The organism is Traorella sp. mt218, assembly GCF_055420025.1.
Map to the genome: position 1 here is coordinate 46,244 of NZ_JBVAYM010000003.1, position 24,839 is coordinate 71,082.

Consider the following 24,839-nt stretch of genomic DNA (forward strand, 5'->3'; position numbering starts at 1 on the left):
TTCCTATCACTCTGAAAACATTTCAACATAGATTTTCTTTAATTGATCCTGCTCATCCTGACTCATCACTCTTTCATGAGCATCATGTCCCTCAACAGTTCCTACATGACCGCTGATTGCTTCACCATCCTTTACGGTTACTACCAGCGGTACAAAAAGAGCTGCATTGCCCTCGTCATCCGTATCTTCAAATTGACCTACATAAGATAAAATGGCGCTTTTCTCTTCATCAGTGTAGATCAGATTACGCTCATCATCTCTTGTACGCACATAATAAATGTCCTTGCCATTCTCTTTAGCGGCCTCTTCCATAATAGGCAATGCTTCTAAGCACCACGGGCAATCAGGAAAACCAAAATACAAAATACCGCTTTCTTGATTTTCAAACATATCGATCGCTTCCTGCATCGTAATTTCTATGAAGACATCGCTATCCTTGATGAACGCTTCATATTCATCGCTATCCGACAGACACTCATCACTATTAAAACTGCAATATGGCTGATCTGTTTCAGGCTCTTCCTGTGTCCGGCATCCGCCTAATACCAAAACAAGCATCAATAAAACTATTTTTTTCATGTTCTCACCGCTTTCGTCTGAATTATATCATGTTCATGTTGTAATATCAATGATTACATTTTTCTAACATTTTCCTTATCATTTTCTAAAACATACATCTTCATATCTTCCACTGATAGTTTTTCATATCTACATGGCCGTTACTTTTAAACCCAACACCTTCTTCCATCAGCCTCTCTTTTTGTTCATCCCAATGAGGAACGAGCCGTCCGGATTGACTGACGACCCGGTGACACGGATAATTGCCATAGAAAGAGGCATGTGAAAGAATACGTCCTACGAGCCGGGCATTTTTCTCATGACCGGACAGTTCGGCAATCTGCTTATAACTGGCCACCCTGCCTTTTGGTATTTCAGAAACGATGGCCAATATCTGATAAATCAAATCTTCATCCATATCTCTTCCTCTACATCATCCGTATGCTTCCCTGTTTTCTGATCTTTAATAAATGCACACTGTCCTCTCCAAAATATTTTTCCATTTCTTTCTTGTAGCTCCATGCATGTTCATCTTCCACAAAGGCCTGGATCGTACCGGCAAAGCCACCGCCATGAACACGGCAGAAACCCTTATCCTGTAATATTTTTTCTGAAAGGGCAAGTGCCAATGAAAGACTTTGATGATTTGGATCGGCATATACATTCTGTAAATATTTAAAGCTGGAATCACCGGATGCCTTCATGATTTCTTTGAATCGTTTAAAATCATTTTCTTTTAATGCTTTGACAAGCCCGTTCACTCTTTGATTTTCATTGAAAAAATGGATCGACCGTAAGAGTGAACGATCACCACACTGCTTTCTTATCTCATTAAGCTGTTCATAAAATGCTTCCTCATCAACTTCACGAAGCACCTCTTTTCCAAAAAAATGAGCTACCTTTTTCATTTCTAAAGGAATCGCCGCATAGTCATTTGTCAGATCGCTGTGAGAACCTTTGGTATCGACGATACATAAGCAATGATGAAAAGCAGAAAAATCAATCTGAAGGCTTTCTATCAAAGGAGAAGCAGCATCCTTAAAATCAATGGCGATCAGTCCGCCAAAGGCACAGGCACACTGATCCATCAGGCCACATGGTTTTCCGAAATATACATTTTCCGCATACTGGGCGATCTTTGCCAATTCTTCTGAAGGAATCATTTGTCGATTATAAAGTCCTGAAAGTATCGTTGCAATCATCACCTCAAAGACTGCCGAAGAGGATAATCCGGCACCGATCATCACTTCACTGGTAATATAAGCCTTAAAGCCGCCGATCTGATATCCAAGCTGTTGAAAGCGTGCCAGGATTCCTCGTACCAAAGCCTCAGAAGTTCCTTTTTCTTCCTCTTTGACCGTCAGATCATCAATCTCAATATCTTCCAGAAAAAAATTATCAGAGATGATCGAAACCTTATCTTTTTGAACACTGACCGCTCCGATCGCATCCAAATTAACGCCGGCAGCTACGACACAGCCATGCTGATGGTCGGTATGATTGCCACAGATCTCACTTCTTCCCGGTGTATTATAAATTTGGACGTCATCGTTTCCGTAATAAGCGATATATTTTTCAAGCATGCCGATATACCGCTGATTTTGATCATCAAGACGATGTTCATCTTCATACAGCTCCAGCAATAATGAATCACAGTTGCGATCCATAAAGCCTTTTTTGATTTGTTCAGCTTTCATCTTTCTCTTCCTAAACGTTTTAACGTTTCCTTTCATATTTATTTTAACCGTTGTCATAGTTCCTTGACAAGCTATTTTCTCACTTCACTCTTTTTATGAAAGCATTTGTGAAAACCATCATTAATGATATAATGATTCATATATAAGAAGGGAGCAAAGGTATGCTTATTGAAAAGACCGCTTTAGAAATCTTAAATGAAATTGACAGTTCTTCACCCACGCCCGGCGGAGGCAGTGTCAGCGCCCTTGTCGCAGCCTTAGGTATCTCACTTTCCGGCATGTATGCCCATTTAAGTATTCATAAAAAGAAATTTCTAGCCTTGGATGAAAGCACCCGGCAACAGTTTCTTGAACATTTCATGACACTTGAAGATCTAAAAAAAGAATTGACACAGGCAATTGACGAAGACTGCAAAGCCTATGATCATGTCATGAGCGCCTGTCGTCTTCCTAAAAATACAGATGAAGAAATACGGTTCCGTCAAAAAGAAATCCAGCAAGCAACATATATTGCCATTGAATCTCCTTACCATATCATGGAGCTTTCACTTCAAGCTTCACGGCTCTGCGAAAAAATGATCAGCAATGGCAATAAAAATGCAATCAGTGATCTGGCCTGCGGCATCATCTTTCTTGATGCGGCCATTCAGGGAGCCAGTGTCAATGTCGAAATTAACTTATCTTCACTTGATGAAAAAGAAAGATATGAATGGAATACAAAAATAAATCATCTTTTAGAAGAAAGCCGTCATATAAAAGAAAAAGCGCTTCTTCAAATTAAAACGCTTCTTTAAGAATAGTCATTGTGATTACAATGGCTTTATTTGGTGATGGTAATATGCGGATAAGGAATTTCAATGCCTGCTTCGTCAAAAGCTTTTTTTATCTGTAAACGACATTGGCTGCATAATTCAAAGCTGTCGTCAATATTACGGGTCGTCATCCTGGCTCTTAATGTAATACCGCTATCCTTCAGCTCCGTGCAATGAATCTTTACTTCTTCACCGATATCATAATATAGAGGATGGTTTGTAATAACTTCTTTCATGATCTCACTTGCCTTATCCAGATCACTCTCATAGGAAACATCAAATGACAGATAAGCTACCTTGTACTCTGTTTCATGCGTCATATTCTCAACAATCGCTTTATTGACCAAGGTATTCGGAATCATGATCAGATTTTTCTCAAGCGTTTCGATGACCGTATGGGATAAGGTCATCTCTGTTACCTTGCCGCGAAGATCATATTCCTTTAAAATGATCGTATCTCCCACCTTAAATGGTTTGGATATCAGGATCATCATACCGCTGACAGCACTGCTTGCCGCTTCCTGACTCGCTAAACCAACAACAACAGCTACGATGCCTCCTCCGGCAAGTAAGGTTGTCGCAATATCCTGCATAAAGGTAATTTGCGATAACACACTGAAAATTAAAATCGTCCATAGAAGTATGCTTTTGATCCTGAGAACTGCATCCTTATGTTTGAACTCATGCTTGCGAATAAGTTTGGTTATGAGATAATTTACCAGAAGAAATAAGATGACATAGAATGAAATCGTCAAGATTCCATTAACAAGACCACCTTTAAACATACTGTTTAATTGTTCAATCGTATTTTCCATGATCCACCTCGTTATTATTATATCAGTATTTCTATTTTTTCCCAATCATTTTATATGATTCAAGCTAAACCATGGATTACTATTCATCGGCAAGAAAGCAAAATTATTTTCGATTATTAGTCGTGCATAAAAAAGTGAAATGTTAATGACAAATGCAAAAAGATATGCTAGAATAATAACGGATGAACTCCATACAAATAGGAAACCCCAGTGCTGCAACACTGGGGTTTCATTTAGGAGGGAGGATCACAGCTTATCGACTGATCAGACTGATATACAGCATGATCAAACGCCAGCATTCTTTCACAACTATCATATTCTCATAGAATAGTTGGAGAAGAATGAAAGGTTCAAAACCCATCTGTAATCCCTCCATACAAAAAATACAGGTGTCATGGTACTCCCTCCTTTTATTTATGGCACCTACTATTTTATATCCATGAAATGGTCATTTTTCCCAAAAAAAGAATGAAAAAGTTTATTTTTTCATCCTTGTGAATCGCAACAACGATGATTCATGTATTGAATCTAACTGTCATTCCATTATTTTTATGGTATAATACTTTCATGTCGAATTTTAAACAAAAGCTTTTGATCTATTTTGCTGCTCTTTCAGCAAGCACTCTGTTGATGTCAAATCTCGCGGCGATCAAGCTGTGGGATTTTTTCGGCATTGCCGTTGACGGAGGCATCGTTGTTTTCCCGCTTACCTATATTCTTGGTGATCTGATCGTTGAATTTTATGGTAAGAAAACAGCAAAGGATATCATTTGGGCAGGTTTTTTGGTGAATATCATCGCAATGATCGTATTTTATGCCGTAATTGCTTTACCTGCTTATAAGGAATGGAAGATGCAGGAAGCCTATGCGGATGTATTGGGCTTTACACCACGAATCATCGTGGCTTCGCTGATGGCTTATATCTGTTCCAATCTTTTTAATAATCATCTTTTCATACGTTTAAAAAATAGTCCAAATATTTTTTCAAGAAGCTTTATTGCCAGAGCTTTGGGATCATCTGCTTTTGCCCATTTGGTTGATTCCGCAATTTTTGAAACCATTGCTTTTATTGGTGTCCTTCCGTTTATGGACTTTTTGACTCAGGCCCTTTTTGCCTATCTTCTCGGTATGGGGTTTGAGATCATCTTATCGCCATTAGAAGCGTTCATTGCAAATAAGTTAAGAGGTAGATTACATGAAACAATATAAAAACAACAATCAGTTCAGCTTTGAGATCACAAAAAAATTAGATGGAAAATTAGGACGTGCCGGTATCATTCATACACCTCACGGCGATATTCATACACCTGCTTTTATGTGTGTAGGCACAAAAGGTGAGGTACGCTTTGTCAGCAGTGAGGATTTGAATGCGATTCATGCACAGGCCATGTTAAGCAATGGCTATCACTTGCGTAATGTATCTCCTGAAATTGCAGAGCATGGCGGACTGGCAGAATGGTCCGGATGGCAGGGACCGACATTGACTGATTCCGGTGGCTTCCAGGTCATGTCTTTAGGAAGCGGTTTAGGCAAGGTTGTCAGTATGAAGCGTGAACAGGAAGTGATCAATACCGATCCGAAAGATCGTTTGGCACATGTAAGCGAAGACGGGGTATATTTTCATGATCCGTTTACAGATCAGGATGATTTTATCGGGCCGGAGGAATCGATGCAGATTCAATGCCGTATTGGCGCAGACATCCATATGGCCTTTGATGAATTGACTTCATTGGCGGACAGCTATGATTATAACGTAGAGGCTTTAGCACGTACGGAAAGATGGGCACAGCGCAGTCTTGACGAACATCTCAAGCATCGTGATGATCTTGGTTATCGCCAATCACTCTACGGTGTACTGCAAGGTGGCCGCTGGGAAGATTTGCGTCGTTCTACCGCCAAAAAGCTGGCCAGCATGGATTTTGACGGATATGGACTTGGAGGTGCTTTCTTAAAAGAAAGTTTGGGTGAGATCCTTCGCTGGTGCTGTGAAGAATTACCTGAAAATAAACCTCGTCATCTTTTAGGTCTGTCACATCCGGATGATATTTTGATCGGTTCAGAAATGGGTGCCGATACATTTGACTGTGTAGCTCCGACAAGAGAAGCCCGTCATGGCCGTATCTATACAAAATATGGTCCTATCAGCCTTCATAAATTTGATGGCATCCATGAGCTGTTAGATGCCAACTGTGATTGTCCGACATGCAAAGCCGGATGGACACGAACACAGCTAAGAGCCTTGATGAAATCTGAAAAACAGGAAGATAAGCATCAGTATTACAATCTTGCTTCCATGCATAATTTACGTTTTATCATTCGTTTGACCGAAGAAATACGTGAAGCCATCATCAATGGTACTTTTGAAGAATATAAAAAAGAATTTTTAAAAAATTATTATCATCGATAAAAGCCGGACCATAAAGATCCGACTTTTTTTTTAGAATTTTCCATTATCATTCTGCCACTGAGAACGATCGGCAATCGTTTCCATCACATCCCAGTGTTCAGCAATCTTGCCATTTTCTACACGCCACAAATCATAATAGCTTGTCGGCTTTCCACCAAAAGTTCCTTCACTGACAGCTAATACATAATTGCCTTGGGCAAGCACCTGATGAATGGTCGTATAAATCATCTCAATATTAGCCTTAGCCATTTCCTCTAAAGCCGCACCTAACCCGGAAACGCCATCGGCAATACCTGAGTTATGCTGGATATAGGTATCACCATCAAAGTAATCAGGTGTTTTCTGAGGATTGTTTCCCTGCATCACGTCATATAAGAAATCCTTCACTAACTGACGATTCGCTTCTGTTTTATCTAAATCCAAAACAGGAGCTACATTGTCAATCTGGGAATGACCTGATGGATTTACATCTGCCTTTGCTGCCAGATTATCCCAATGTTCAATAATCTTACCATTTTCATCAAAACGGAAAATATCAAAAGCAACCTGCTCACCTGCACCCGCAAAATTATAAACGGTATGTAAGAACACCTTATCATGATCTTCAAAGGCACGAATATTTTTTACTGTTGTCTTAACAGGTGCACCCGCTAAATATTTTACGCTGCCTATAAAGGCATCACGTCCTGTACCATAAGCTAAATTATGCTGGATATATCCCTCTGCAAGCAGCTCATATGCCTTATCGGTATCACCACTTGCAAATGTCTGAATCAATTCTAATGCTTTTTCAATCTGTGTCATCTTTTTGTCCTCCTAATATCTCATTTTAAATGCCCTGGCTGTTGTAATCTTTTTGATTACATCTAAAAGATAACACTTCTGTGTTGTAATGTCAATAGTTACATCCATTTTTCTAATATTCATATCAACTATTACAACACCCATCAACATAATTCATAGACGAATATTGATCAGATCATGGTTTTCTCTTCATCATCAAATCCATTCCAGACAGGTTTTCCTGTATAAACTAAGGTCTCTTTTTCACCCTTAAGCACCTGCAAGGCATTGAAAGCCAGTGCTTCCTGCTCATATTCTCCAGCATATACCGCAATAGGTGCAATCCAGCCGCAACGCTTTTGAATTTCTTCCCTAATATCTTCAAAACGCATCAAACCACCTGTCAGCACGATCCCATCAACATGACCTTCCAGTACCGCACTCATGGCGCCAATACATTTCGCGATCTGATAGATCATTGCATTCCAAACACGAACTGCTTTTTTATCGCCTTTTTCTACTAACTGATGAATCTTATCTGAATCAGAAGTACCGAAATAATTGGAGAAGCCACCTGTGACACTACATAGATTGCGCATTTCTTCCTTTGGTTTATCCCATAAATAAGCGATGACATCACTTATGGCCATAGAACCCATGCGCGTAGGCGTAAAAGGTCCTTCTCCGCCACCGCCATCATTGCCATCGATCATTTTGCCATGATCATGAGCCGTAATCGTAATGCCGCCATCAATATGCGCAACGATAAGATTTAAGTCCTCATAATTGCGATGAATTGAAGTCGCATACTTACGGGCCGCCGCTTTTAAATTTAAGGCATGACTGATTGCTCGACGGTAAATACCGTCAATACCTGTAACTCTTGCCAATTCACAATATTCATCAACGACGGTCGGATCGCTCATGAACATTCGTCCACCATATTTTTCCTGTACTTTTTTACCCATCTGTACACCTAACATCGAGGAATGATATAAGCCGCCTTTTGCTTCTTTCGTATCTTGTATCAACTGATCGCTTACCTCATAAGTACCGCTGGCCACCGAATAGCTTGCACCGCCGCGGCAGGCAATCGCATCTAAGTCTGAAAGATCAAGATGGTTATTTTCTATAAAATCACTTACGACCTTCATTCGATAATCCAATTGATCATTGATCGTTGGAAATTTTTTTAAAATTGAAGAATCATGAAAAACATCACTGGTAAACATATTTTTATCATTGATAAATAAAGAGAGCTTGGTAGAGGTTGAACCTGGATTAATGACGAGTATCTTATAATCTTTCATATACATTTCCTTTCATGAATAAATACTCTATTATTATATCAAATTTTAACCATTACGATTTAAAAAAGCATAAGTCTTTTGACCTATGCTTTTCATTAATTTCTATCATTTGAGCTTGAAAAATTACTTTTTTCTACATTTGCGCCATTATTCGTCGTATTCTGTTCACCGACCGTTACCTCAATCGTCAAGGTTTTACCATTCCGATATACTTCAAGTGAGAGGGTATCACCAACCTTACTTTCTGAAATCTTATCTTTTAAATCACTGCTTCCGCTAATTGTTTCACCATTCACTGACGTAATGATATCGCCCTCCTGCAGATTGGCTTGTTCAGCCGGAGAATTGCTCTGAATACCTGCCACTAAAGCACCTTCAATTGAAGATTGATCAGATGCATCGGTAACCGTGACACCGATATAAGGCATACTGACATAGCCCTTTTCAATGATGCTTTCAATGATATCAAGGACATTGCTGATCGGAATCGCAAAACCGATATTATCAATTGAAGTACCACTGGATGAAGATGAATATTTCGCATTGGTAATACCGATGACCTCACCATACATATTGAACAAAGCGCCACCTGAATTACCCGAGTTGATCGCACAATCTGTCTGAATCAATTCCATCGTAATCCCTTCTGAAGTCGTTATATCACGATTTAAGGCACTCACCTTGCCTCCTGTCAAAGAGAAGGTCAGCTCACCTAATGGATTACCGATCGCAACGACATCATCGCCCACATTCATATTGCCTGAATCACCAAGTACGACCGGTGTAAGATTTTCTGCCTCGATTTTCAATACCGCAATATCATTGTTCTCATCATAGCCCACTAAGATCGCATCATATGATGTGTTATCATAAGTAGTCACCTGTATCCGCTGCGCATTTTGAATCACGTGATAATTCGTAACGATATAGCCATCCGAAGTGAGAATAAAACCGGAACCGGCAGTTGCTGATGTCGTTGTATGACCAAAATAATTCGTTGTTGATTCCGTCTTAATACCTACCGTTGAATTGACATATTTCGCATAAATTTCGGCAGCTGTCAATTCTTCTCCCGTATTCACATGATTGACATTAATAATGGAAGAAGGACGTGTTCCAAGATTGATCGTTGATGCATCATTACCGATCACATCGCTCAGTTTCATGACTCCGGCACCACATACTCCACCAATTAGTGAAAAACAAAGCGCCATTGCGATAAAACGTCTTTTCGCTTTATCTTTCTTCATATCTTTTTCCTCTGTTATTTTTTCATTTTCATTTATCTCTGTCTGATCCTTATCGAACATAATCATCATCCTTTCTTTCTATGCTTTTAATTTAACGCCAGAAAATGAAATTTTGATGAAGAAAAAAGGAAATTCCGCTGAAATCAATTTATGATGCTTCAAATTCACCTGAATCAGAACCGATCATGATCGTATAAGTATCACCGCTGATGATATCCGGACTGCTGAGGATCACTACATTAAAATCTAATTCTGAAGTATAGCTCATAACCGTATTGCCCTTTTGATCTGTCAGGATAATCAGCGTTCCCGCAGCGCGTTGCCCGGCATTCACAGCAATCACGCCCTGTGTGGAATCACTAAAGGTTTGAGCCATCCCTGAAGCACCTGTACCAATAAATATACCGCCGCTGATCGTTGCCCTGACATCATAATCAAGCGTTGTGGTATCTCCCTGTGTCGGACCTACGACAACCGTATAACCACCGCTAATTTCAAGTGTACCGTTTGCATCAATACCATCGCCTGAAGCATGTATATACAGGTTACCACCTGAAATCAAGATCGTACCATCAGAAGAAGAAGAATCAAAGCCGCCATGATCACCAAACACGCCATCACGTCCGCCATCAGTACCACTCGCATCATTACCACCAGCCGCATTAATACCATCATCACCGGCAATTAAACGAATACCACCACTTATAACAACATGTAATCCTTCTAATCCTTCATATGCCAATGACAGTATTAGAATTACGGGGGATACCGGGATGAGTGTGGTTGCCGATAAGGATGGTATACATGCAGAGACTTTCATCTTCCACGAGCAAAACCCTCATATCATCACCTCTGTTAAGTATTATTATACTGAAAAAGAATTGAAATTTATAAAAAACAAACCTTTGATCAAAAAGCGTGTTAAAATAAAAGAAGAGGTGAAAACATGAGCACGATTCATATTCAACATATAGGAATTACAAAAGTTACAACGGATTGTATCGTCAATGCCGCCAACAACCATCTTTATTCCGGCGGAGGCGTATGCGGCGCTATTTTCAAAGCTGCCGGATACAAGGAATTAACAGCAGCCTGTCGCAATATCAATTATTGTGAAACCGGTAATGCTGTTGTTACCCCTGCCTTCCAGCTTAATACAAATTATATCATTCATGCCGTAGGCCCCATCTGGATAGATGGTCAACATCATGAGCCCGAATTACTTTATCGTTGTTACCAAAACGCTTTAAAGCTTGCGACAGAACGGGCTTGTCATTCGATCGGCTTTCCTTTGATCTCATCAGGTATCTATGGATATCCGAAAAAAGAAGCATGGGAAACCGCTATACAGGCTTGCAGTGATTTTATCAATGAACACCCCGGCTATGATATCAACATCATCTTTGCGATTCCTGATGACAACACGCTGCAGTTAGGTGAAACCATCCTAAATCAACATCTTAAAGAAGAAGACCTCATCAAACAAATCAATCAAGATCAGTTGCAAGCAGCAATCAATTTCTTTGCTGATTATAAAAAAGTTGCCTGGACGAAAAATGAAAAAGGAGGACGCTCTTATCCAATCTATCCAAAAGAAGCCTTCGAGTATATACAGCTCTTACCGGCTGACCTAAATTACATGGAAAACTATGATCAATACTGTAAGAATATCTATTTAGAAGATTTAAACATCCATCAGATTCGAACGATCCTGACAATGATCACAAGAAAAGAAAGATTTTATGATGGTTTCTTGGCTCATTCTATTGAAGATGGCACGATTCTTCATCTATTAGAAAGATTAGATGACATCCTCAATGAATTTCAAAAAAATAACTAACAATACATAAAAATGATTCCTAAGTTAACTTTTGGAATCATTTTTATCTTTTATTATAAAACATCCCGATCATCACCGGTGTATCATATCCTGGTACCATATCGGGATAAATGATAATCGTATGGTCACGATCAATAGCTCTTAAATGATCATACCACTCATCAACAGACTCTGGCATTTTCCCATCAATAAATCGATGAGGGGATGCACATAAGCTGATAATGAAATCTTTCTTTTCCTTTGCACATAAACGAATGATATGTTCAGTGGCATCACAAGGTTCCTGAGCAATGATCGCATCATATTTTAATATCGAAGTCGTATTATGATCAAACCTTTCTTTGAGACCTTCGACAGGATCTTTGAATTGTTCCAGTTTTGGATCCATTGCACTCATCCTATATCCTTTTGAAACAAGTAAAGAAGAGAGTCTTGCACTAGGACCGCACCCCACTTCTAAAAGATGGGGATATCGATCCGGTGTAAAAATACGGGCAACATAATCAGCAAAATATTCTTGCCTTGATTTTAAACCTTTCATCCATAGCATATAATCTACCATTTCATCGCAGATGAAACCCTGTCGAGGATGTTCCAGCTCATATTTTAATCTGTTTAGTTGTTCTTCACTAAATTCACATGGATTTTCTTTGCAGAATAAATCGAATTTTTCTTTCATGATCCTTCCTCTTACATATAATTATTATAGAATATTTCGACAAAAATGAATACTCTTTTTAAAAGGTCAATCGTCTAAAATCAAAAAACAGCTGCATGCATACAACAACATAAACAATTCCAATGATAATTCTTACAAGAACCATGATCCATCCTTTTTTCAACATAATGCCGCCATCCAATCCATAGGAAACAGGAATGGTCCGAATACTTAGTGGATTCATTCATCATACAGCCTAATGCCATTCCACCTCCAAATAAAAGAAAGATATAAGCAGGTTCTCCATTTGGCAGTAAATCTGCATAAAATGGGCGAAAAAAAGCAATGAAAATGGCTAAAACAAACATAATTCTGCTTATTTTACATCTCTGAACATTTGCGGTATTTCTTGAAGCATTCTAGTAAAATATTCTTTTGATCCCTGTATCGGTGACTGATTTTTCAAAAATCCACAAGGAGTATAATCATTTAAAAGAAAATTATAGATATTTTTTCCTTTATTACTTATTATGACATCTATATAATTATTTATATAAGGTATTCAAACTATTTTATATACACAGCTTCTATTTAAAATTATTTTTAAATAGTATTTACTTTATATTATTTTAGCATATAATCTATTTAAAGAAATATTTAAACAGATTGAGGTGATATATCTTGGGATAAATGAAATTTTGCGTGCACTAGCTGATGATAATAGAAGGAGGATACTAATGATATTACAACAAGGCAAAATAAATTCAGGAGATTTGGCTAAAGAAATGAACATATCCCCTCAGGCTCTTTCTTATCATCTGTCAAAATTAAAAAAAGCTGATTTAATCTATGAAACAAAATACAAAAATTTTATATTTTACGAACCTAATCTTTCAATCTTAGATGAAACGATTCTATGGTTAAGCAACCTAAAAGGAGAACAACAAAATGAAAAATAAAAGATTATTCTACTTTTTAATGTTTTTGCCTTTACTTTCTGTTTTAATATCTTTACAATTCCTGCCGGATCAAATCCCTGCTCATTATGGAATTACTGGTGAAGTTGACAGATGGGGAAGCAAATATGAAGTATTTATTTTCCCCGGAATTACCATAATTTTCGGACTTGTCATACTTATAATAACAAAATATGCCGCTAAGCAAGAAAAAGATGGAAATAATAATCAAAAGATCGGTTTCACCACAGGAATATTATTACTATTATTATTTAATATCATGACGTTTTATTTTCTTTATACAGATATTATCAAAGCGGAAAACTTAACTGTTGTATTTATTGATCCAATGCAGCTTATTTTTATATCATTGGGTATGATCATTATGATTATTGGAAATATCATGCCTAAAGCGAAGATGAATTCAATGATTGGTCTGAGAACGACATGGAGCATGAAAAATGAAATAACATGGAGAAAAAGTCAGCGATTTGGTGGAATTTCATTCATCGTTGACGGAATACTTATTATAGTAGGATGTTGCTTTACAAAAGGTTTTGTGTGCTATCTATGGTCTATAAGTATATTAATACTTTCTCTGCCTATTGATATTTATTACACATATAAAGTAGCAAAGAAATATAATTAGTCAAAAAAAGCTATTCCCTTTACATTTTTAAGAACAGCTATATAATTCCATTTTACTTTCAATAATTATAGGCTATATAACTAATATTTATATTTTATTAGTCTTTTTACTAATAAATAAAAACTATAATCTTTTTCCTTATATTTGGAAAAATAAACAAAAAAAAGAAGCATTCATACTTCTTGGTATCATTTCAGAATAACTTTTTAATCAACAGCTATATTCCTATTTCACTTTCATAATTATAACTTTTTAAGAGATTATACTCTTATTCATAAAAGCAAAAAGAAGTATCTAATCTGCTCATGACAACATTTACGTTTTGGTAACTGTAAAATACGATAAAATAAGATTTTTAAAGGTTTCTTATCAGGCATATATGTTACATATTTTGAAGCAAAAATATTATTACTCAAACCTCCTAATGCATACTGCATATCAACATTGCCTTTATCAATACATAAAATCAATCCAATTGGTGGATTATCATTTTCATCATTAACTTCTGCCACATAATAATTTAAATACATATTAAGTTGCCCAACAGCTTCAGGCATCAATTTAATAGTTTTTAATTCTATCAATACATAAGATTTTAGGATCTTATTATATAAAACCATATCAACATAATAATGAGTATTCCCGAATGTTACTCTTTGCTGAGTTCCTACAAACATAAATCCTTTTCCAAGTTTCAAAAGAAACTTTTCAATTTGTCTAACAAGAGCTTCTTCCAAATCAGATTCCATCATTGGTTTATTTTCCGGCAGTCCAAGAAATTCAAAAACATAAGGATCTTTTACTATATCTTCTGGTTTGGCAATTTCATTTACTAATGCTTCATTGTCTAACAAAAAGAAGTATCCAAACACTCACTATGTCTAAATACTTCCCTAATCTTCTCATAACAATTATTACTAACGTTTTGAGAACTTCGAAATCCTATGAAATAAAGGTTTTATGGCATATTTGTTTCTTACCTGTTGCATTTCCTTAACTGCTTAGTCCAACACAAATAAACACAATACAACTTTTATTCTATCAACCGCCATGATACCAATATCTATTATGGTTACAATTATTATTTTTCTATAACATAAAGGTCATATAAGGCGGAATACAAACTATGTCGTCCTTGATAGATAAATTCTTAGGATGAATAATATAACATTCTCCAATTCGATTTTTATATTTTTCTTTAAATTTAAGTAAAGAAGATGTCGAATATTTCTTACCTGATTTAACCTCAATCGGATATAGTTTATACTTTAATTTACTATTGTTCGATAAAAGAAAATCTATTTCAATATCATTACGATGTTTTTCAGTATTGTAATGGGTATAAAAATATAATTTATGTTTATTCGCTACAAGCATCTGTGCTATTGCATTTTCATATAACATTCCTTCATTTAAAGATAATTTATCTAAAAGTATTTGTTTGTAAACTTCTTCCTCAAGCAACTCATTTTCGTCAAAAGCGTGACTAACTAAAAGACCCGTATCTCCTAAATAACATTTAACATAAGTCCTATCTTCATTTATTGATAAACCTACACTTGGATCATTACACAAAAAACACTCATTCGAAATCATTGAATCAGCTAACCAGAAAAATGTTTCTTCGTATTGATCGGCTTGAGAACCTTCCTTGATTTCCTTAAAAACAACTCTTTTTTCATGTTTTGATAAAAGTCCTGGAATTTGATCAAAAATGGCTAACACCTTACTCCTATATCGAGCATTTATTTTCATGATATCTTCTCTATAAAGGGATAAAATATCTCTTTTTTCTTTATCTGCTTCAAAGAAACTTTTATCATTTTCAATATATTTGATTACCGGCATCGGCATACCACCAACAAGCATATATTGTTTAAATAGTAACATTGCTTTTTTGTGCAATGATTCTTCCAGAGGCTTTCTTTCTCTAAAACAAGTTTTAATATAAGCAATTATTATTTCTTCATTTAATGCATAACAAAATTCCTCAAAATCCAAAGGATACATCGAAAGATGTCTTTCTTCAGAAGGGATTACAATGTTTTTAACATTTTCTTTAATTGAGATTAAAGAACCTGTTTCTATATAATCATACCTACCATCTAATACTAAATATTTTATGGCAGCTCTTGCTTGAGGAAACATTTGAACTTCATCAAAGATAATAACTGATTTTCGTCTTTTAAGATGAACCCCAAAATGAGCTTGAAGCAACATAAAAAGAGTATCTAAATCATTCAAATATTTATTAAAATACGATTCAACTTCAATATCTTTCTTTGCAAAGTCGATCAATATATAGCTTTCATATTCGTTTTTGGCAAATTCTTCAGCAATTGTACTTTTTCCTACACGGCGTGCCCCTTCAATAAGAATGGCTTTCCCACCATTGCTTTCATTTTTCCATTGCAATAATTTATCATATACTTTCCTTTTTAATATCATATTGTCACCCTTTCCTATTATACGCAATATTCATATACATTTACTTTCTGATTATACGCATATTATAACTCCATTTAAGATTATACGCAAGTTTAAATAATGCCCTTTATAAGATTATGCGCGCATTTATTTAAATCCACTTTTTTAGAAAAGTGCGTTTTTTATTCTATTTTTTTCATTATAATCATAAATTGCCTTCCCAAGCTATTTTGGAAAATGAATCTTCCTAATAAATCTTGTTCTTCCATATCAATTGGTTTATCTGTACTGTTATTCATATAATCTCCACCTTTTAATTATTTATAGTCAAAATACTATCTTTGTCTACAATACATGCTACATATTATGAAAATATGCTATATCACATCAATACAAAGCTAAAAGTTACCCAAATTCGATAAATCTGATTACTTAGCAGTTTTTTACAACCATATTATTCCTGTTATCACAAAACAAAAAAAAGAAGCATCCAAACACTCACTATGTCTAAATACTTCTTTAATCTTCTCAATATAACGATTAACGTTTTGAGAACTGTGGTGCTCTACGAGCTGCTTTCAGACCGTATTTCTTACGTTCTTTAGCACGAGGATCACGAGTAACGAATCCTGCAGCTTTTAATGCCGGTCTGTAATCAGCACTTGCCTGTAATAAAGCACGAGTGATACCATGACGCATAGCTCCAGCCTGTCCAGTATATCCTCCACCATACACGTTGATCTTCACATCAAACTGACCTAAAGTTTCAGTCAATTCAAGCGGTGAACGAACAACCATTCTTAAAGTTTCCAAAGGTAAATATTCTTCCAATGTTTTGCCGTTTACAACGATATTACCTTTGCCAGGAGTCATGTAGACACGAGCAACAGAAGTTTTACGACGTCCTGTACCGATGTAAGTTACGTTATTTTTCTTAGTAGCCATATCTCTTCCTCCTATCCTTTAATTTCCATCACAACTGGCTTCTGAGCAGCGTGTGGATGTTCTGCACCTGTGTAAACGAACAGGTGTCTTCTCTGCTGGTCACCTAAACGAGTGTGCGGCAACATACCCTGAATAGCTAATTCTACCCATTCAACGGTATATTTTTCCTTCATCGTACGAGCTGTACGAGTACGTAAACCTCCACGATACTGTGAGTGGTTATAGTATTTCTTTCCTTCCATGTCACCTGTCATGACGATCTTGTCAGCATTGATTACGATGACATAATCACCACAGTCAACATTTGGAGTGAAAGTTGGTTTGTGTTTACCATGCAACACTGCTGCTACCTGAGTAGCCAGACGACCTAATGTTTGTCCTGCACCGTCAACGACATACCATTGACGCTTTACTTCTGCAGGCTTAATAAATGTAGTTTGGCGCATATTTCAATTTCCTTTCGATTTTTAGTTTCCGGGGCTAAAAAACAAAAAGTGGCCTTCTTATATTTTACTTTAAAATAGCCCTATGTCAAGCACAAATTGACATTTTTAACCTTTTTAACCTATAAAAGCGATAAATCAATCATAATGTAAGAAATCGATGTCTTCAACGATTTCCATCTTCCAATCTTTTAGCTTATTGTAAGATAATTCATATAAGCTTGTATCTCTCAAATGCTTCGGAGAATGGGCATCAACACCAATGATAACCCGATTTCCGTATTGCGCAGCGATCTTCCAAAATTCGTCATGAGGATATTCCATAACACCTCTTGAAATAGAGCTTCTGAGTCCTGCCAAATTATATTCCATCAACATATCATGCTCCTTACAGTATGCACAGATACGATGACTGGCTTCTTCACATTTCTCATCCCAATGACGTGCACGCATAAACAGATCAGGATGAGCTAAATAACAATAGATACCCGTATCTAACCCTTCCATCGTGCTCTCAACATATTTATCCAGCATCTTATCATCACGCGTACAAGCCCCATTATACATATGATATTCATCACTTTCATAATAATGATTGCCAAAGATCAAATAATCCAATTTATATTCTTTCGCCAACGATTTCAGCCAATCCATATATTTTGGATAATATTCACATTCCAACCCTATCTTTATTTCAATCTTATCCTTGTATTTCTCTTTCAAAGAAGAAATGCTCTGATAATAATCATCAAACTGTGATAATGGCATTCGCATATTTGCTACAAAATCACTGTCATACTTCCATGGCGTATGATCCGAAAATCCAAGCACCTCATAACCGGCCTCAATCGCCGCTAATACATATTCTTCATCTTTACCATTGGCATGCATACAGCGACTTGTATGCGTATGAAAATTCTTCACTCCAACACCTCCTAATAATTTACTTCCACCAAATATAAGCCACAGGCATCTGCTTTGTAGCGACAGGCATGCTTATCACAGGCCTCCAGCATCCTTTTCACATCATCGGCATCAAGATGATGCAAGCCTGCTTCGATCATTGTTTGAGCCATCATCCTTACCTGATAGCGTAAAAAACCATCTCCTCTGAATACGATTCGAATATGGTCATCAAAAACATCTACCCTGCATTCACTGATCGTTCGCACACGGCTTTTTTCTTCATGAATCTTACTTGAAGTAAAGCTGGTAAAATCATGAGTGCCAATAAATACCCTGCCCGCTTTTTTCATCGCTTCTGTATCCAGTCGTCTTTTCTCTACACACATATAGTTTCGCACAAATGGATTCTCATCATCCAAAGAAATATAATAATCATAACGCTTGGACACACAAGAAAAACGAGCATGGAAATCATCTTTTTCCAAAGATACTCCACGTATGCGAATATCCTTTGGCAAAAGCCGGTTCAACTTATATTTCCACTTATCCATTTCCATTGTTTTCGTCGTTTCAAAATGAAAGACCTGACCTAAGGCATGCACCTGTGCATCCGTTCTTCCCGAAGCAACAATTTCAATACGTCCGCCACCATGAATCAGCGCTAAAGCATTTTCAATCTCCTGTTGAACAGTCTTTAAGCCCGGCTGGATCTGCCAGCCCTTATAATTTGTTCCATCGTAACTGACTACACATTTTATAACCATATCATGATTCCTATCGTTGACAGCAAGACAAGCATGCATACCGTAAGCATGACAAAATCACGTCCTACCATCTTCAGCTGACGGTAACGGGTACGTGGCCGGCTTGGAACATAGCCTCTTGCTTCCATCGCATTTGCCAGTTCTTCTGCTCTTTGATAGCTCGACACAAATAAAGGTACGATCAATGACAAGATTGCCATCACTTTTTCTTTCAGCTTCCCTTCCTGCAGATCAACACCACGGGAAGTCTGAGCCTTGATGATACGCTGTGTTTCCTCAATCAAAGTAGGAATGAAACGTAAAGCGATAGAAATAATCATCGCAATTTCATTCGCAGGAAAACCAATCCTTTTCAAAGGCTTCATCAGATCCTCCAATGCGATCGTCAGATCTGTTGGCTTGGTCGTAGCTGTCAGCAAGGTCGTTATCACGATCATCAAGACCAATCGGACCGCAATATATCCTGTCTGTGATAAAGCATTCCAATAAATCGTAAAATTGGAAATCGTAATCACCGGTTCCCCACTTTTTACAACAAACACATTAATGACAAACAGTACCGCAAGCATAAAAAACATTGGCTTCATGGCATTCCAGAAAAACCTTAAATTCAATTTAGACGCATAAATGCCGATACAAATAATCAAAAAGATACCAATATATCCCATAAAACCACTTGGCATGAAAATCGCAATCATCAATAAAAACATAGCAACGATCTTTGCTCGAGGATCAAAGCGATGCATCAATGAATCAAGAGGTATATATCTTCCTAAGGTAAAGCTATTCATGATCCTTCACCTCTTTCACGATATCGGCCACACATTCTTCAATCGTAAAGACATCTTCACGGATATGAATTCCTCTTTCAGCACACATATCCTTTAAAAGCAGTATCTGCGGCGGATTGATATTCAGCTTCCTTAATAAATCACTGCTTCTGAAAAACTCCTTCACCGGACAATCTTTGATGATATGCCCATCGCTCATCACCAGAACACGATCACAATAATTCATCACATGTTCCATATCATGGGAAACAAGAATGACCGTTTTATGATATTCCTTATTTAATTTACGGAAAAGTTCCATCATATCCTTGGCTCCCTTAGGATCAAGTCCGGCAGTCGGTTCATCAAACACTAATACATTGGGATTCATCGCAAGAATTCCGGCAATCGCAATTCTTCTTTTTTCGCCTCCGGAGCATTCAAAAGGACTTTTCTCCAGATAACTTTCATCAAGCCCTACGATCTGAATCATTTCCCGGGCAATAGCTTCCGCTTCCTCTGCTTCTACACCGAAATTTTTAGGTCCAAAAGCAATATCCTTTAAAATCGTTTCCTCAAATAATTGATATTCCGGAAACTGAAACACTAAACCTACTTCCTTACGCAACGCCTTCAAACCTGTATTTTTCACATGAGCATAGATACACTTCCCATTGATCTCAAGTTCTCCTTCACTTGGCAGCAACAACGCATTTAAATGCTGAACAAGCGTACTTTTACCGCTCCCGGTTTCACCGATCAAGGCGCACATCTCACCATCTCCGATATGAAGGCTGATATCATGGATCGCAGTTTTTGCCAAGGATGTATCTGCATGATAAGCATGCGAAAGATTTCTTATCTCAATTGGCATAACTCATCCACCAGCCCTTCCAGTGTAATTGACTTCTTTAGTTCAATTCCCTGCTTTTTCAATTCATTGATAACTTTCAATGAAAAAGGAATATCCAGCTTTAAATCAATCAGTTCCTTCTCATGAAGCAACACATCTTTTGGCTTTCCTTCAAGCACAACCTTACCCTTATCCAAAACAATTACATAATCACTTTTCACAACTTCTTCAATATCATGGGTAATCGAAAGAATCGTCATTTGACTTTTCTCATTTAATTCATGAATCAATGCATTGATCTCTGCTTTACCTTTAGGGTCAAGCATACTGGTCGCCTCATCAAAAATAATGATCTCCGGATTCATAGCCAAAACACCCGCAATGGCCACACGCTGTTTCTGGCCCCCACTTAAAGACACAGGCTCACGATCCAAATAATTACTCATGTTGACTCGTTTCGCATATTCCTGAATGATCGCATCCATCTTTTCGCTGGCAACCTGATGATTTTCCAGACCAAAGGCAATATCATCGGCAACAGTTGCCCCAATAAACTGATTATCAGGATTCTGAAAAACAATGCCGATTTTTTCACGGATATCATAGAGATTTTCTTCATTCAATAGTAATCCGTCAATCTTGATTTCACCGCTTTTCATTTCTAATAAGCCGATCATAAGCTTGGCAATGGTACTCTTACCGCTTCCGTTATGACCGATAATCGTGGTATAGCTTCCTTCTTCAACAGAAAAAGAAATGGAATCTACAGCATTAACAGTATCGTCATATGAAAATGTACAATCTTTTACTTCAATTTTTTTCATTTCTTCCTCCACAATAGCTTTATTATTATACTTTATCACAAGGGCATTTGCAAATTCTTTAACATAGAATCATCAAAAAAACTCCCGAAATATCAGGAGTTTATCCATCCTCATCAGAGCAAAAATATTTCTTTCATAAAAAAACAACGAAATCAAGATCTCGCTGTTTTAAAGTATAAAGAATGTTAAATCGAATTACCTACTCCATAACCTTCAAAGGTTGCTTCCTGAATTAATCTTGGACGAATGATATCACCTATTTCATAAGTTTCTGGTGTTATTCCATAAAAAGATTCCGCTACACTGCGTTTTGATCTTACTCCTGTACATAGAATTACACTATCACATTTGATTTCTTTTACACTTCCATCCTGAACCTGTACGAAAACTTTGTCTTCAAAAATTTCATTTACTTGACTTTGTAAATAAATATGAAGAGGTTTTTCGAGTTTTTCATATTTTTGTCGTAAGGCAATACGATACAACATATTTCCTTGTGCAGCTAATTTATCTGTGAGTTCTATTATTGTCACATCCTTATGATGAAATTCAGATAATTCAATTGCCAATTCAATTCCTATTGTTCCACCACCTATAATCACAGGATGATTACCTATTTTTTCTGCATTTGAGATCGCTTTTTCATAGGTCATGACATTGGAAAATTCCACTCCTTTAATTGGTAAAATAACAGGCTGACCACCTATCGCAATCACTAAGGCATCAGGGGTTAGTTTTTCTACCATTTCTTTGGTGGCCTCACAGTTTAAACGTACTTCCACATTCGATTTTTCTAGCTGCTTTTCTAAGTATGTTAAATAACGTCCTACATCCACCTTATAATGCTCTTTAGAAATTAATTTTAATGTTCCACCTACATAATCTTTCTTTTCTAAAAGTAGAACATCATGTCCTCTTTTTGAAGCCGTAACTGCACACATGATTCCTGCTGGACCAGCTCCAATAATAACTACCTTTTTTGGCGTGGCAGGCTCTAGTTGATCACTTAAAATATCTTCATTATGATAATGAGGATTTACACTACATCCCACATTTCTACGATTTGTGGTAATGTGATAACATTGATTGCAACGTAAACATGGACGAATCTCATCTTCCTTTCCATCTCTTGCTTTATTTGGCCAATGTGGATCAGCATTAAAACTTCTTCCAAAAGCTACCGTATCAACATATCCTTTGGATAGTACTTCTTCAGCTTCATCTGGACTCATAATACCCCCAACCATGGAAACATTAATTTTCTTCACATGTTTTTTTACTTCCTTTGCCCATTTTAAATTCGGCATATGCTCTACTAAATTGGTTGAAGCACAACGTGTATTTCCTTCATAATTGATATCTAAACCGGCAGAAATTTGCACACTATCAATAAATTCTTCCGCCATGAGTATGAAGGCAAGTGTATCTTTAAACTCAATAGATCCTTCAACACATTCTTCTCCTGAAATACGCATTTCAATAGGATAATCAGGTCCCACTGCCTTTCTGATTCTTTTTAGAATCATCAGAGGAAACTTTGCCCTGTTTTCAATAGTTCCACCATATTCATCATCTCGATGATTAAATAATGGAGATAAAAATTGTGCTGGAAGCCAACCATGTCCAAAATGAAGAAAAATAGCATCAAAGCCTAAATCCTTTGCTTCCTTAGATTCCTTTGCATACAAATCAGCAATGATATTCATCTGTTCATCATCCAATGCTCTTACTTCTACACCATCATCTCTAACAAATGCACATGGTCCCCAAACATGATTTCCAGGATTTACACGTGCATACAAGCCTGCATGAAAGATTTCAATGGAAGCGCGAGCACCACTTTTATGACAAACACGTATTCTTTCCTGTGTTTTTTCCACTTTATACTTGAAAAAAGCACTTTGTTCATTTCCACTGGCAAAACTGCTTCTTCCCGGTTCTACAATGGTATGTCCACATACAACTAAGGCAGCCCCACCAGCAGCTTTTTTTTCATATTCATTACTAATTGGGGCCGCAATAATCCTGTTTTTCAATATTAAAGAATTTATTTTAACAGGTGAAAATAAATGATTATATTTCATATAATTGATCCCTTCTTTAGTCAATGACATTATATCCTACTTGTTTTAGCTTCTCATCAAAAGCCGCCATATTTTCCACAAAGGTCTGCCATACTGTATGTTTATAAGGATGATCTCCTTCATAAAAGGTTCCCAATACCTGCGATTGTCCATGTTTGGCTAAATTAGGAGTACTTGTCCATCCTTTTAAACCCCATTTACCTTCAAAGTGAATCACTTTAGGACCAATTTTAAAAGCAAATCTGGTCATAACACAGGTACCATCATCACAATATGGAAGATGTACCCAATCACCCATGATCTGTACATTTCCATCCACAATAGGCTCTTCACCTTCAAGCCAATATCCACCCGCCAAATGTCCATAATTTCCATTAAAAAAGGCAATTTCACGTCGTCCATCTTCCCTTACTCCTGCACAATTGGCTGTCAAATAATCGGTTGTTTTTTGATAATTTTTTTCTTGTGTAATAGCATCCACTTTCACATCAGGTATAAATTGGCGATCATCATTTCCAATTCCAATAATCTCTTTTCCTTCATAAGTACCTCTGATTACATGTGGATGAGTATAAAAAGTACTTACGGGAAATTGTTCACAACGATGTAAGAAAAAAGCAAATGGGAAAGGTTCTAATGTTACATCTAAGATAGAGCCATTTTTACCTTCTTTCCATGTAATCTTTCCATCTTCATAATAACGGTATTCACAAAATGGTTCCTCGGCACTATATCCATAAAGGAGTGGTGAATCGGATAATTTCTGATATCGTTGAATAGGGGTGGATGGACCTGCAAGATCATGAATATGAGCTTCCCTTTGCACAGATAATGGTCCATTTCCAGTCTGAACCATACCCGCAAAACGTACCTTATCAACATTCATATGTCTAAAAAAAGAAATTGGTGCTGAATCCATTCCTTGCGGATATAAAGTAGCGATACTCTCAACACAATATACTTTTGCATAACCATCTTTTTTATTATTGAAACGTTCTGGTTTTTCTGTATAGTCATTTAATGTTTTTTTATCAAAATAAAAATCTGCCATAAATCCTCCTTTACTCTAAGTAAATAACAGCCTTGGT

Annotated in this window: 28 protein-coding genes; 7 read left to right on the forward strand and 21 right to left on the reverse strand. The window is 36.9% G+C overall.

Annotation, left to right across the window (positions count from 1 at the left end; all coding sequences use genetic code 11):
• Positions 1 to 6 precede the first annotated feature (6 nt).
• From ACZYT3_RS02290 to ACZYT3_RS02300, 3 genes are all read right to left on the reverse strand, one after another.
• Positions 7 to 579: a thioredoxin domain-containing protein gene (locus tag ACZYT3_RS02290; RefSeq protein ID WP_464087540.1), complete on the reverse strand. Its 573-nt coding sequence runs from the start codon at positions 577 to 579 to the stop codon at positions 7 to 9.
• A 100-nt stretch (positions 580 to 679) separates the two neighbouring features.
• Positions 680 to 976 carry an MGMT family protein gene (locus ACZYT3_RS02295; RefSeq protein ID WP_294561497.1) on the reverse strand — a complete coding sequence of 99 codons (297 nt, stop codon included), beginning with the start codon at positions 974 to 976 and terminating at the stop codon, positions 680 to 682.
• A 10-nt stretch (positions 977 to 986) separates the two neighbouring features.
• Entirely contained in the window at positions 987 to 2,255 is a 1,269-nt protein-coding gene (locus ACZYT3_RS02300) for a galactokinase (protein ID WP_464087541.1), read from the reverse strand.
• A gap of 161 nt (positions 2,256 to 2,416) precedes the next feature.
• Here ACZYT3_RS02300 and ACZYT3_RS02305 point away from each other — a divergent pair, with 161 nt between their 5' ends.
• The gene (locus ACZYT3_RS02305; RefSeq protein WP_294561499.1) at positions 2,417 to 3,049 is read left to right on the forward strand and encodes a cyclodeaminase/cyclohydrolase family protein; all 633 of its coding nucleotides are present in this window, start codon (positions 2,417 to 2,419) and stop codon (positions 3,047 to 3,049) included.
• Between the two features lie 26 nt (positions 3,050 to 3,075).
• On the opposite strand, the gene ACZYT3_RS02310 is transcribed toward ACZYT3_RS02305, so the two are convergent.
• Positions 3,076 to 3,882 carry a mechanosensitive ion channel family protein gene (locus ACZYT3_RS02310; protein WP_464087542.1) on the reverse strand — a complete coding sequence of 269 codons (807 nt, stop codon included), beginning with the start codon at positions 3,880 to 3,882 and terminating at the stop codon, positions 3,076 to 3,078.
• A 567-nt stretch (positions 3,883 to 4,449) separates the two neighbouring features.
• Between ACZYT3_RS02310 and ACZYT3_RS02315 the strand changes: the two genes are divergently transcribed.
• Together ACZYT3_RS02315 and tgt are read left to right on the forward strand one after the other, a co-directional pair.
• Positions 4,450 to 5,091: a queuosine precursor transporter gene (locus tag ACZYT3_RS02315; protein ID WP_464087543.1), complete on the forward strand. Its 642-nt coding sequence runs from the start codon at positions 4,450 to 4,452 to the stop codon at positions 5,089 to 5,091.
• On the forward strand, positions 5,078 to 6,289 hold the full coding sequence (tgt, locus tag ACZYT3_RS02320; protein ID WP_464087544.1) for a tRNA guanosine(34) transglycosylase Tgt: 1,212 nt from the start codon (positions 5,078 to 5,080) through the stop codon (positions 6,287 to 6,289). Before ACZYT3_RS02315 ends, tgt begins: the two co-directional genes overlap by 14 nt.
• A 30-nt stretch (positions 6,290 to 6,319) precedes the next feature.
• Here the strand turns inward: tgt and ACZYT3_RS02325 are convergent, their stop codons facing one another.
• The 4 genes from ACZYT3_RS02325 to ACZYT3_RS02340 all read right to left on the reverse strand — a co-directional run bounded on the left by ACZYT3_RS02325 (position 6,320) and on the right by ACZYT3_RS02340 (position 10,374).
• Positions 6,320 to 7,093 (reverse strand): nuclear transport factor 2 family protein, encoded by a 774-nt coding sequence (locus ACZYT3_RS02325; RefSeq protein WP_294561511.1) that lies wholly within the window; start codon positions 7,091 to 7,093, stop codon positions 6,320 to 6,322.
• A 170-nt stretch (positions 7,094 to 7,263) separates the two neighbouring features.
• Positions 7,264 to 8,382 carry a butyrate kinase gene (gene buk, locus ACZYT3_RS02330; protein ID WP_464087545.1) on the reverse strand — a complete coding sequence of 373 codons (1,119 nt, stop codon included), beginning with the start codon at positions 8,380 to 8,382 and terminating at the stop codon, positions 7,264 to 7,266.
• A 95-nt stretch (positions 8,383 to 8,477) separates the two neighbouring features.
• A complete protein-coding gene (locus tag ACZYT3_RS02335) occupies positions 8,478 to 9,692 on the reverse strand; it encodes a S1C family serine protease (protein WP_464087546.1) in 1,215 nt (404 codons plus the stop codon).
• Between the two features lie 88 nt (positions 9,693 to 9,780).
• Positions 9,781 to 10,374, reverse strand: coding sequence for a hypothetical protein (locus ACZYT3_RS02340; protein WP_464087547.1), 594 nt, complete (start codon positions 10,372 to 10,374; stop codon positions 9,781 to 9,783).
• A 31-nt stretch (positions 10,375 to 10,405) separates the two neighbouring features.
• Here ACZYT3_RS02340 and ACZYT3_RS02345 point away from each other — a divergent pair, with 31 nt between their 5' ends.
• Positions 10,406 to 10,582, forward strand: coding sequence for a hypothetical protein (locus tag ACZYT3_RS02345; RefSeq protein WP_464087548.1), 177 nt, complete (start codon positions 10,406 to 10,408; stop codon positions 10,580 to 10,582).
• Positions 10,579 to 11,472, forward strand: a complete 894-nt coding sequence (locus tag ACZYT3_RS02350) for a macro domain-containing protein (RefSeq protein ID WP_464087549.1) — start codon at positions 10,579 to 10,581, stop codon at positions 11,470 to 11,472. The genes ACZYT3_RS02345 and ACZYT3_RS02350 overlap by 4 nt, the downstream gene beginning before the upstream one ends.
• Positions 11,473 to 11,515: 43 nt before the next feature.
• Here the strand turns inward: ACZYT3_RS02350 and ACZYT3_RS02355 are convergent, their stop codons facing one another.
• Together ACZYT3_RS02355 and ACZYT3_RS02360 are read right to left on the reverse strand one after the other, a co-directional pair.
• Entirely contained in the window at positions 11,516 to 12,151 is a 636-nt protein-coding gene (locus ACZYT3_RS02355; protein WP_464087550.1) for a methyltransferase domain-containing protein, read from the reverse strand.
• A 58-nt stretch (positions 12,152 to 12,209) separates the two neighbouring features.
• The gene (locus ACZYT3_RS02360) at positions 12,210 to 12,374 is read right to left on the reverse strand and encodes a hypothetical protein (RefSeq protein ID WP_464087551.1); all 165 of its coding nucleotides are present in this window, start codon (positions 12,372 to 12,374) and stop codon (positions 12,210 to 12,212) included.
• Between the two features lie 493 nt (positions 12,375 to 12,867).
• Between ACZYT3_RS02360 and ACZYT3_RS02365 the strand changes: the two genes are divergently transcribed.
• Both ACZYT3_RS02365 and ACZYT3_RS02370 read left to right on the forward strand, forming a co-directional pair.
• Positions 12,868 to 13,089 (forward strand): ArsR family transcriptional regulator, encoded by a 222-nt coding sequence (locus ACZYT3_RS02365; RefSeq protein WP_294561504.1) that lies wholly within the window; start codon positions 12,868 to 12,870, stop codon positions 13,087 to 13,089.
• Complete coding sequence (locus ACZYT3_RS02370) at positions 13,079 to 13,735, forward strand: DUF1648 domain-containing protein (protein WP_464087552.1); 657 nt, start codon at positions 13,079 to 13,081, stop codon at positions 13,733 to 13,735. Before ACZYT3_RS02365 ends, ACZYT3_RS02370 begins: the two co-directional genes overlap by 11 nt.
• A 272-nt stretch (positions 13,736 to 14,007) precedes the next feature.
• On the opposite strand, the gene ACZYT3_RS02375 is transcribed toward ACZYT3_RS02370, so the two are convergent.
• From ACZYT3_RS02375 to ACZYT3_RS02425, 11 genes are all read right to left on the reverse strand, one after another.
• The gene (locus tag ACZYT3_RS02375) at positions 14,008 to 14,589 is read right to left on the reverse strand and encodes a PDDEXK nuclease domain-containing protein (protein WP_464087553.1); all 582 of its coding nucleotides are present in this window, start codon (positions 14,587 to 14,589) and stop codon (positions 14,008 to 14,010) included.
• Between the two features lie 235 nt (positions 14,590 to 14,824).
• Positions 14,825 to 16,183, reverse strand: a complete 1,359-nt coding sequence (locus tag ACZYT3_RS02380) for an ATP-binding protein (RefSeq protein WP_464087554.1) — start codon at positions 16,181 to 16,183, stop codon at positions 14,825 to 14,827.
• A gap of 519 nt (positions 16,184 to 16,702) precedes the next feature.
• Complete coding sequence (gene rpsI, locus ACZYT3_RS02385; protein ID WP_464087555.1) at positions 16,703 to 17,107, reverse strand: 30S ribosomal protein S9; 405 nt, start codon at positions 17,105 to 17,107, stop codon at positions 16,703 to 16,705.
• An 11-nt stretch (positions 17,108 to 17,118) separates the two neighbouring features.
• Positions 17,119 to 17,553, reverse strand: a complete 435-nt coding sequence (rplM, locus tag ACZYT3_RS02390; protein ID WP_071442017.1) for a 50S ribosomal protein L13 — start codon at positions 17,551 to 17,553, stop codon at positions 17,119 to 17,121.
• A gap of 135 nt (positions 17,554 to 17,688) precedes the next feature.
• The gene (locus ACZYT3_RS02395; protein WP_464087556.1) at positions 17,689 to 18,474 is read right to left on the reverse strand and encodes a histidinol-phosphatase; all 786 of its coding nucleotides are present in this window, start codon (positions 18,472 to 18,474) and stop codon (positions 17,689 to 17,691) included.
• 11 nt (positions 18,475 to 18,485) lie between these two features.
• Positions 18,486 to 19,220 carry a tRNA pseudouridine(38-40) synthase TruA gene (truA, locus tag ACZYT3_RS02400; protein ID WP_464087557.1) on the reverse strand — a complete coding sequence of 245 codons (735 nt, stop codon included), beginning with the start codon at positions 19,218 to 19,220 and terminating at the stop codon, positions 18,486 to 18,488.
• Positions 19,211 to 20,011 carry an energy-coupling factor transporter transmembrane component T family protein gene (locus ACZYT3_RS02405; protein WP_464087558.1) on the reverse strand — a complete coding sequence of 267 codons (801 nt, stop codon included), beginning with the start codon at positions 20,009 to 20,011 and terminating at the stop codon, positions 19,211 to 19,213. The genes truA and ACZYT3_RS02405 overlap by 10 nt, the downstream gene beginning before the upstream one ends.
• Positions 20,004 to 20,864: an energy-coupling factor transporter ATPase gene (locus ACZYT3_RS02410; protein ID WP_464087559.1), complete on the reverse strand. Its 861-nt coding sequence runs from the start codon at positions 20,862 to 20,864 to the stop codon at positions 20,004 to 20,006. The genes ACZYT3_RS02405 and ACZYT3_RS02410 overlap by 8 nt, the downstream gene beginning before the upstream one ends.
• On the reverse strand, positions 20,849 to 21,667 hold the full coding sequence (locus ACZYT3_RS02415; RefSeq protein ID WP_294561034.1) for an energy-coupling factor transporter ATPase: 819 nt from the start codon (positions 21,665 to 21,667) through the stop codon (positions 20,849 to 20,851). The genes ACZYT3_RS02410 and ACZYT3_RS02415 overlap by 16 nt, the downstream gene beginning before the upstream one ends.
• 185 nt (positions 21,668 to 21,852) lie before the next feature.
• A complete protein-coding gene (locus ACZYT3_RS02420; protein ID WP_464087560.1) occupies positions 21,853 to 23,751 on the reverse strand; it encodes an FAD-dependent oxidoreductase in 1,899 nt (632 codons plus the stop codon).
• Positions 23,752 to 23,767: 16 nt separating this feature from the next.
• Positions 23,768 to 24,802, reverse strand: a complete 1,035-nt coding sequence (locus ACZYT3_RS02425; protein ID WP_464087561.1) for a hypothetical protein — start codon at positions 24,800 to 24,802, stop codon at positions 23,768 to 23,770.
• Between the last annotated feature and the right edge of the window lie 37 nt (positions 24,803 to 24,839).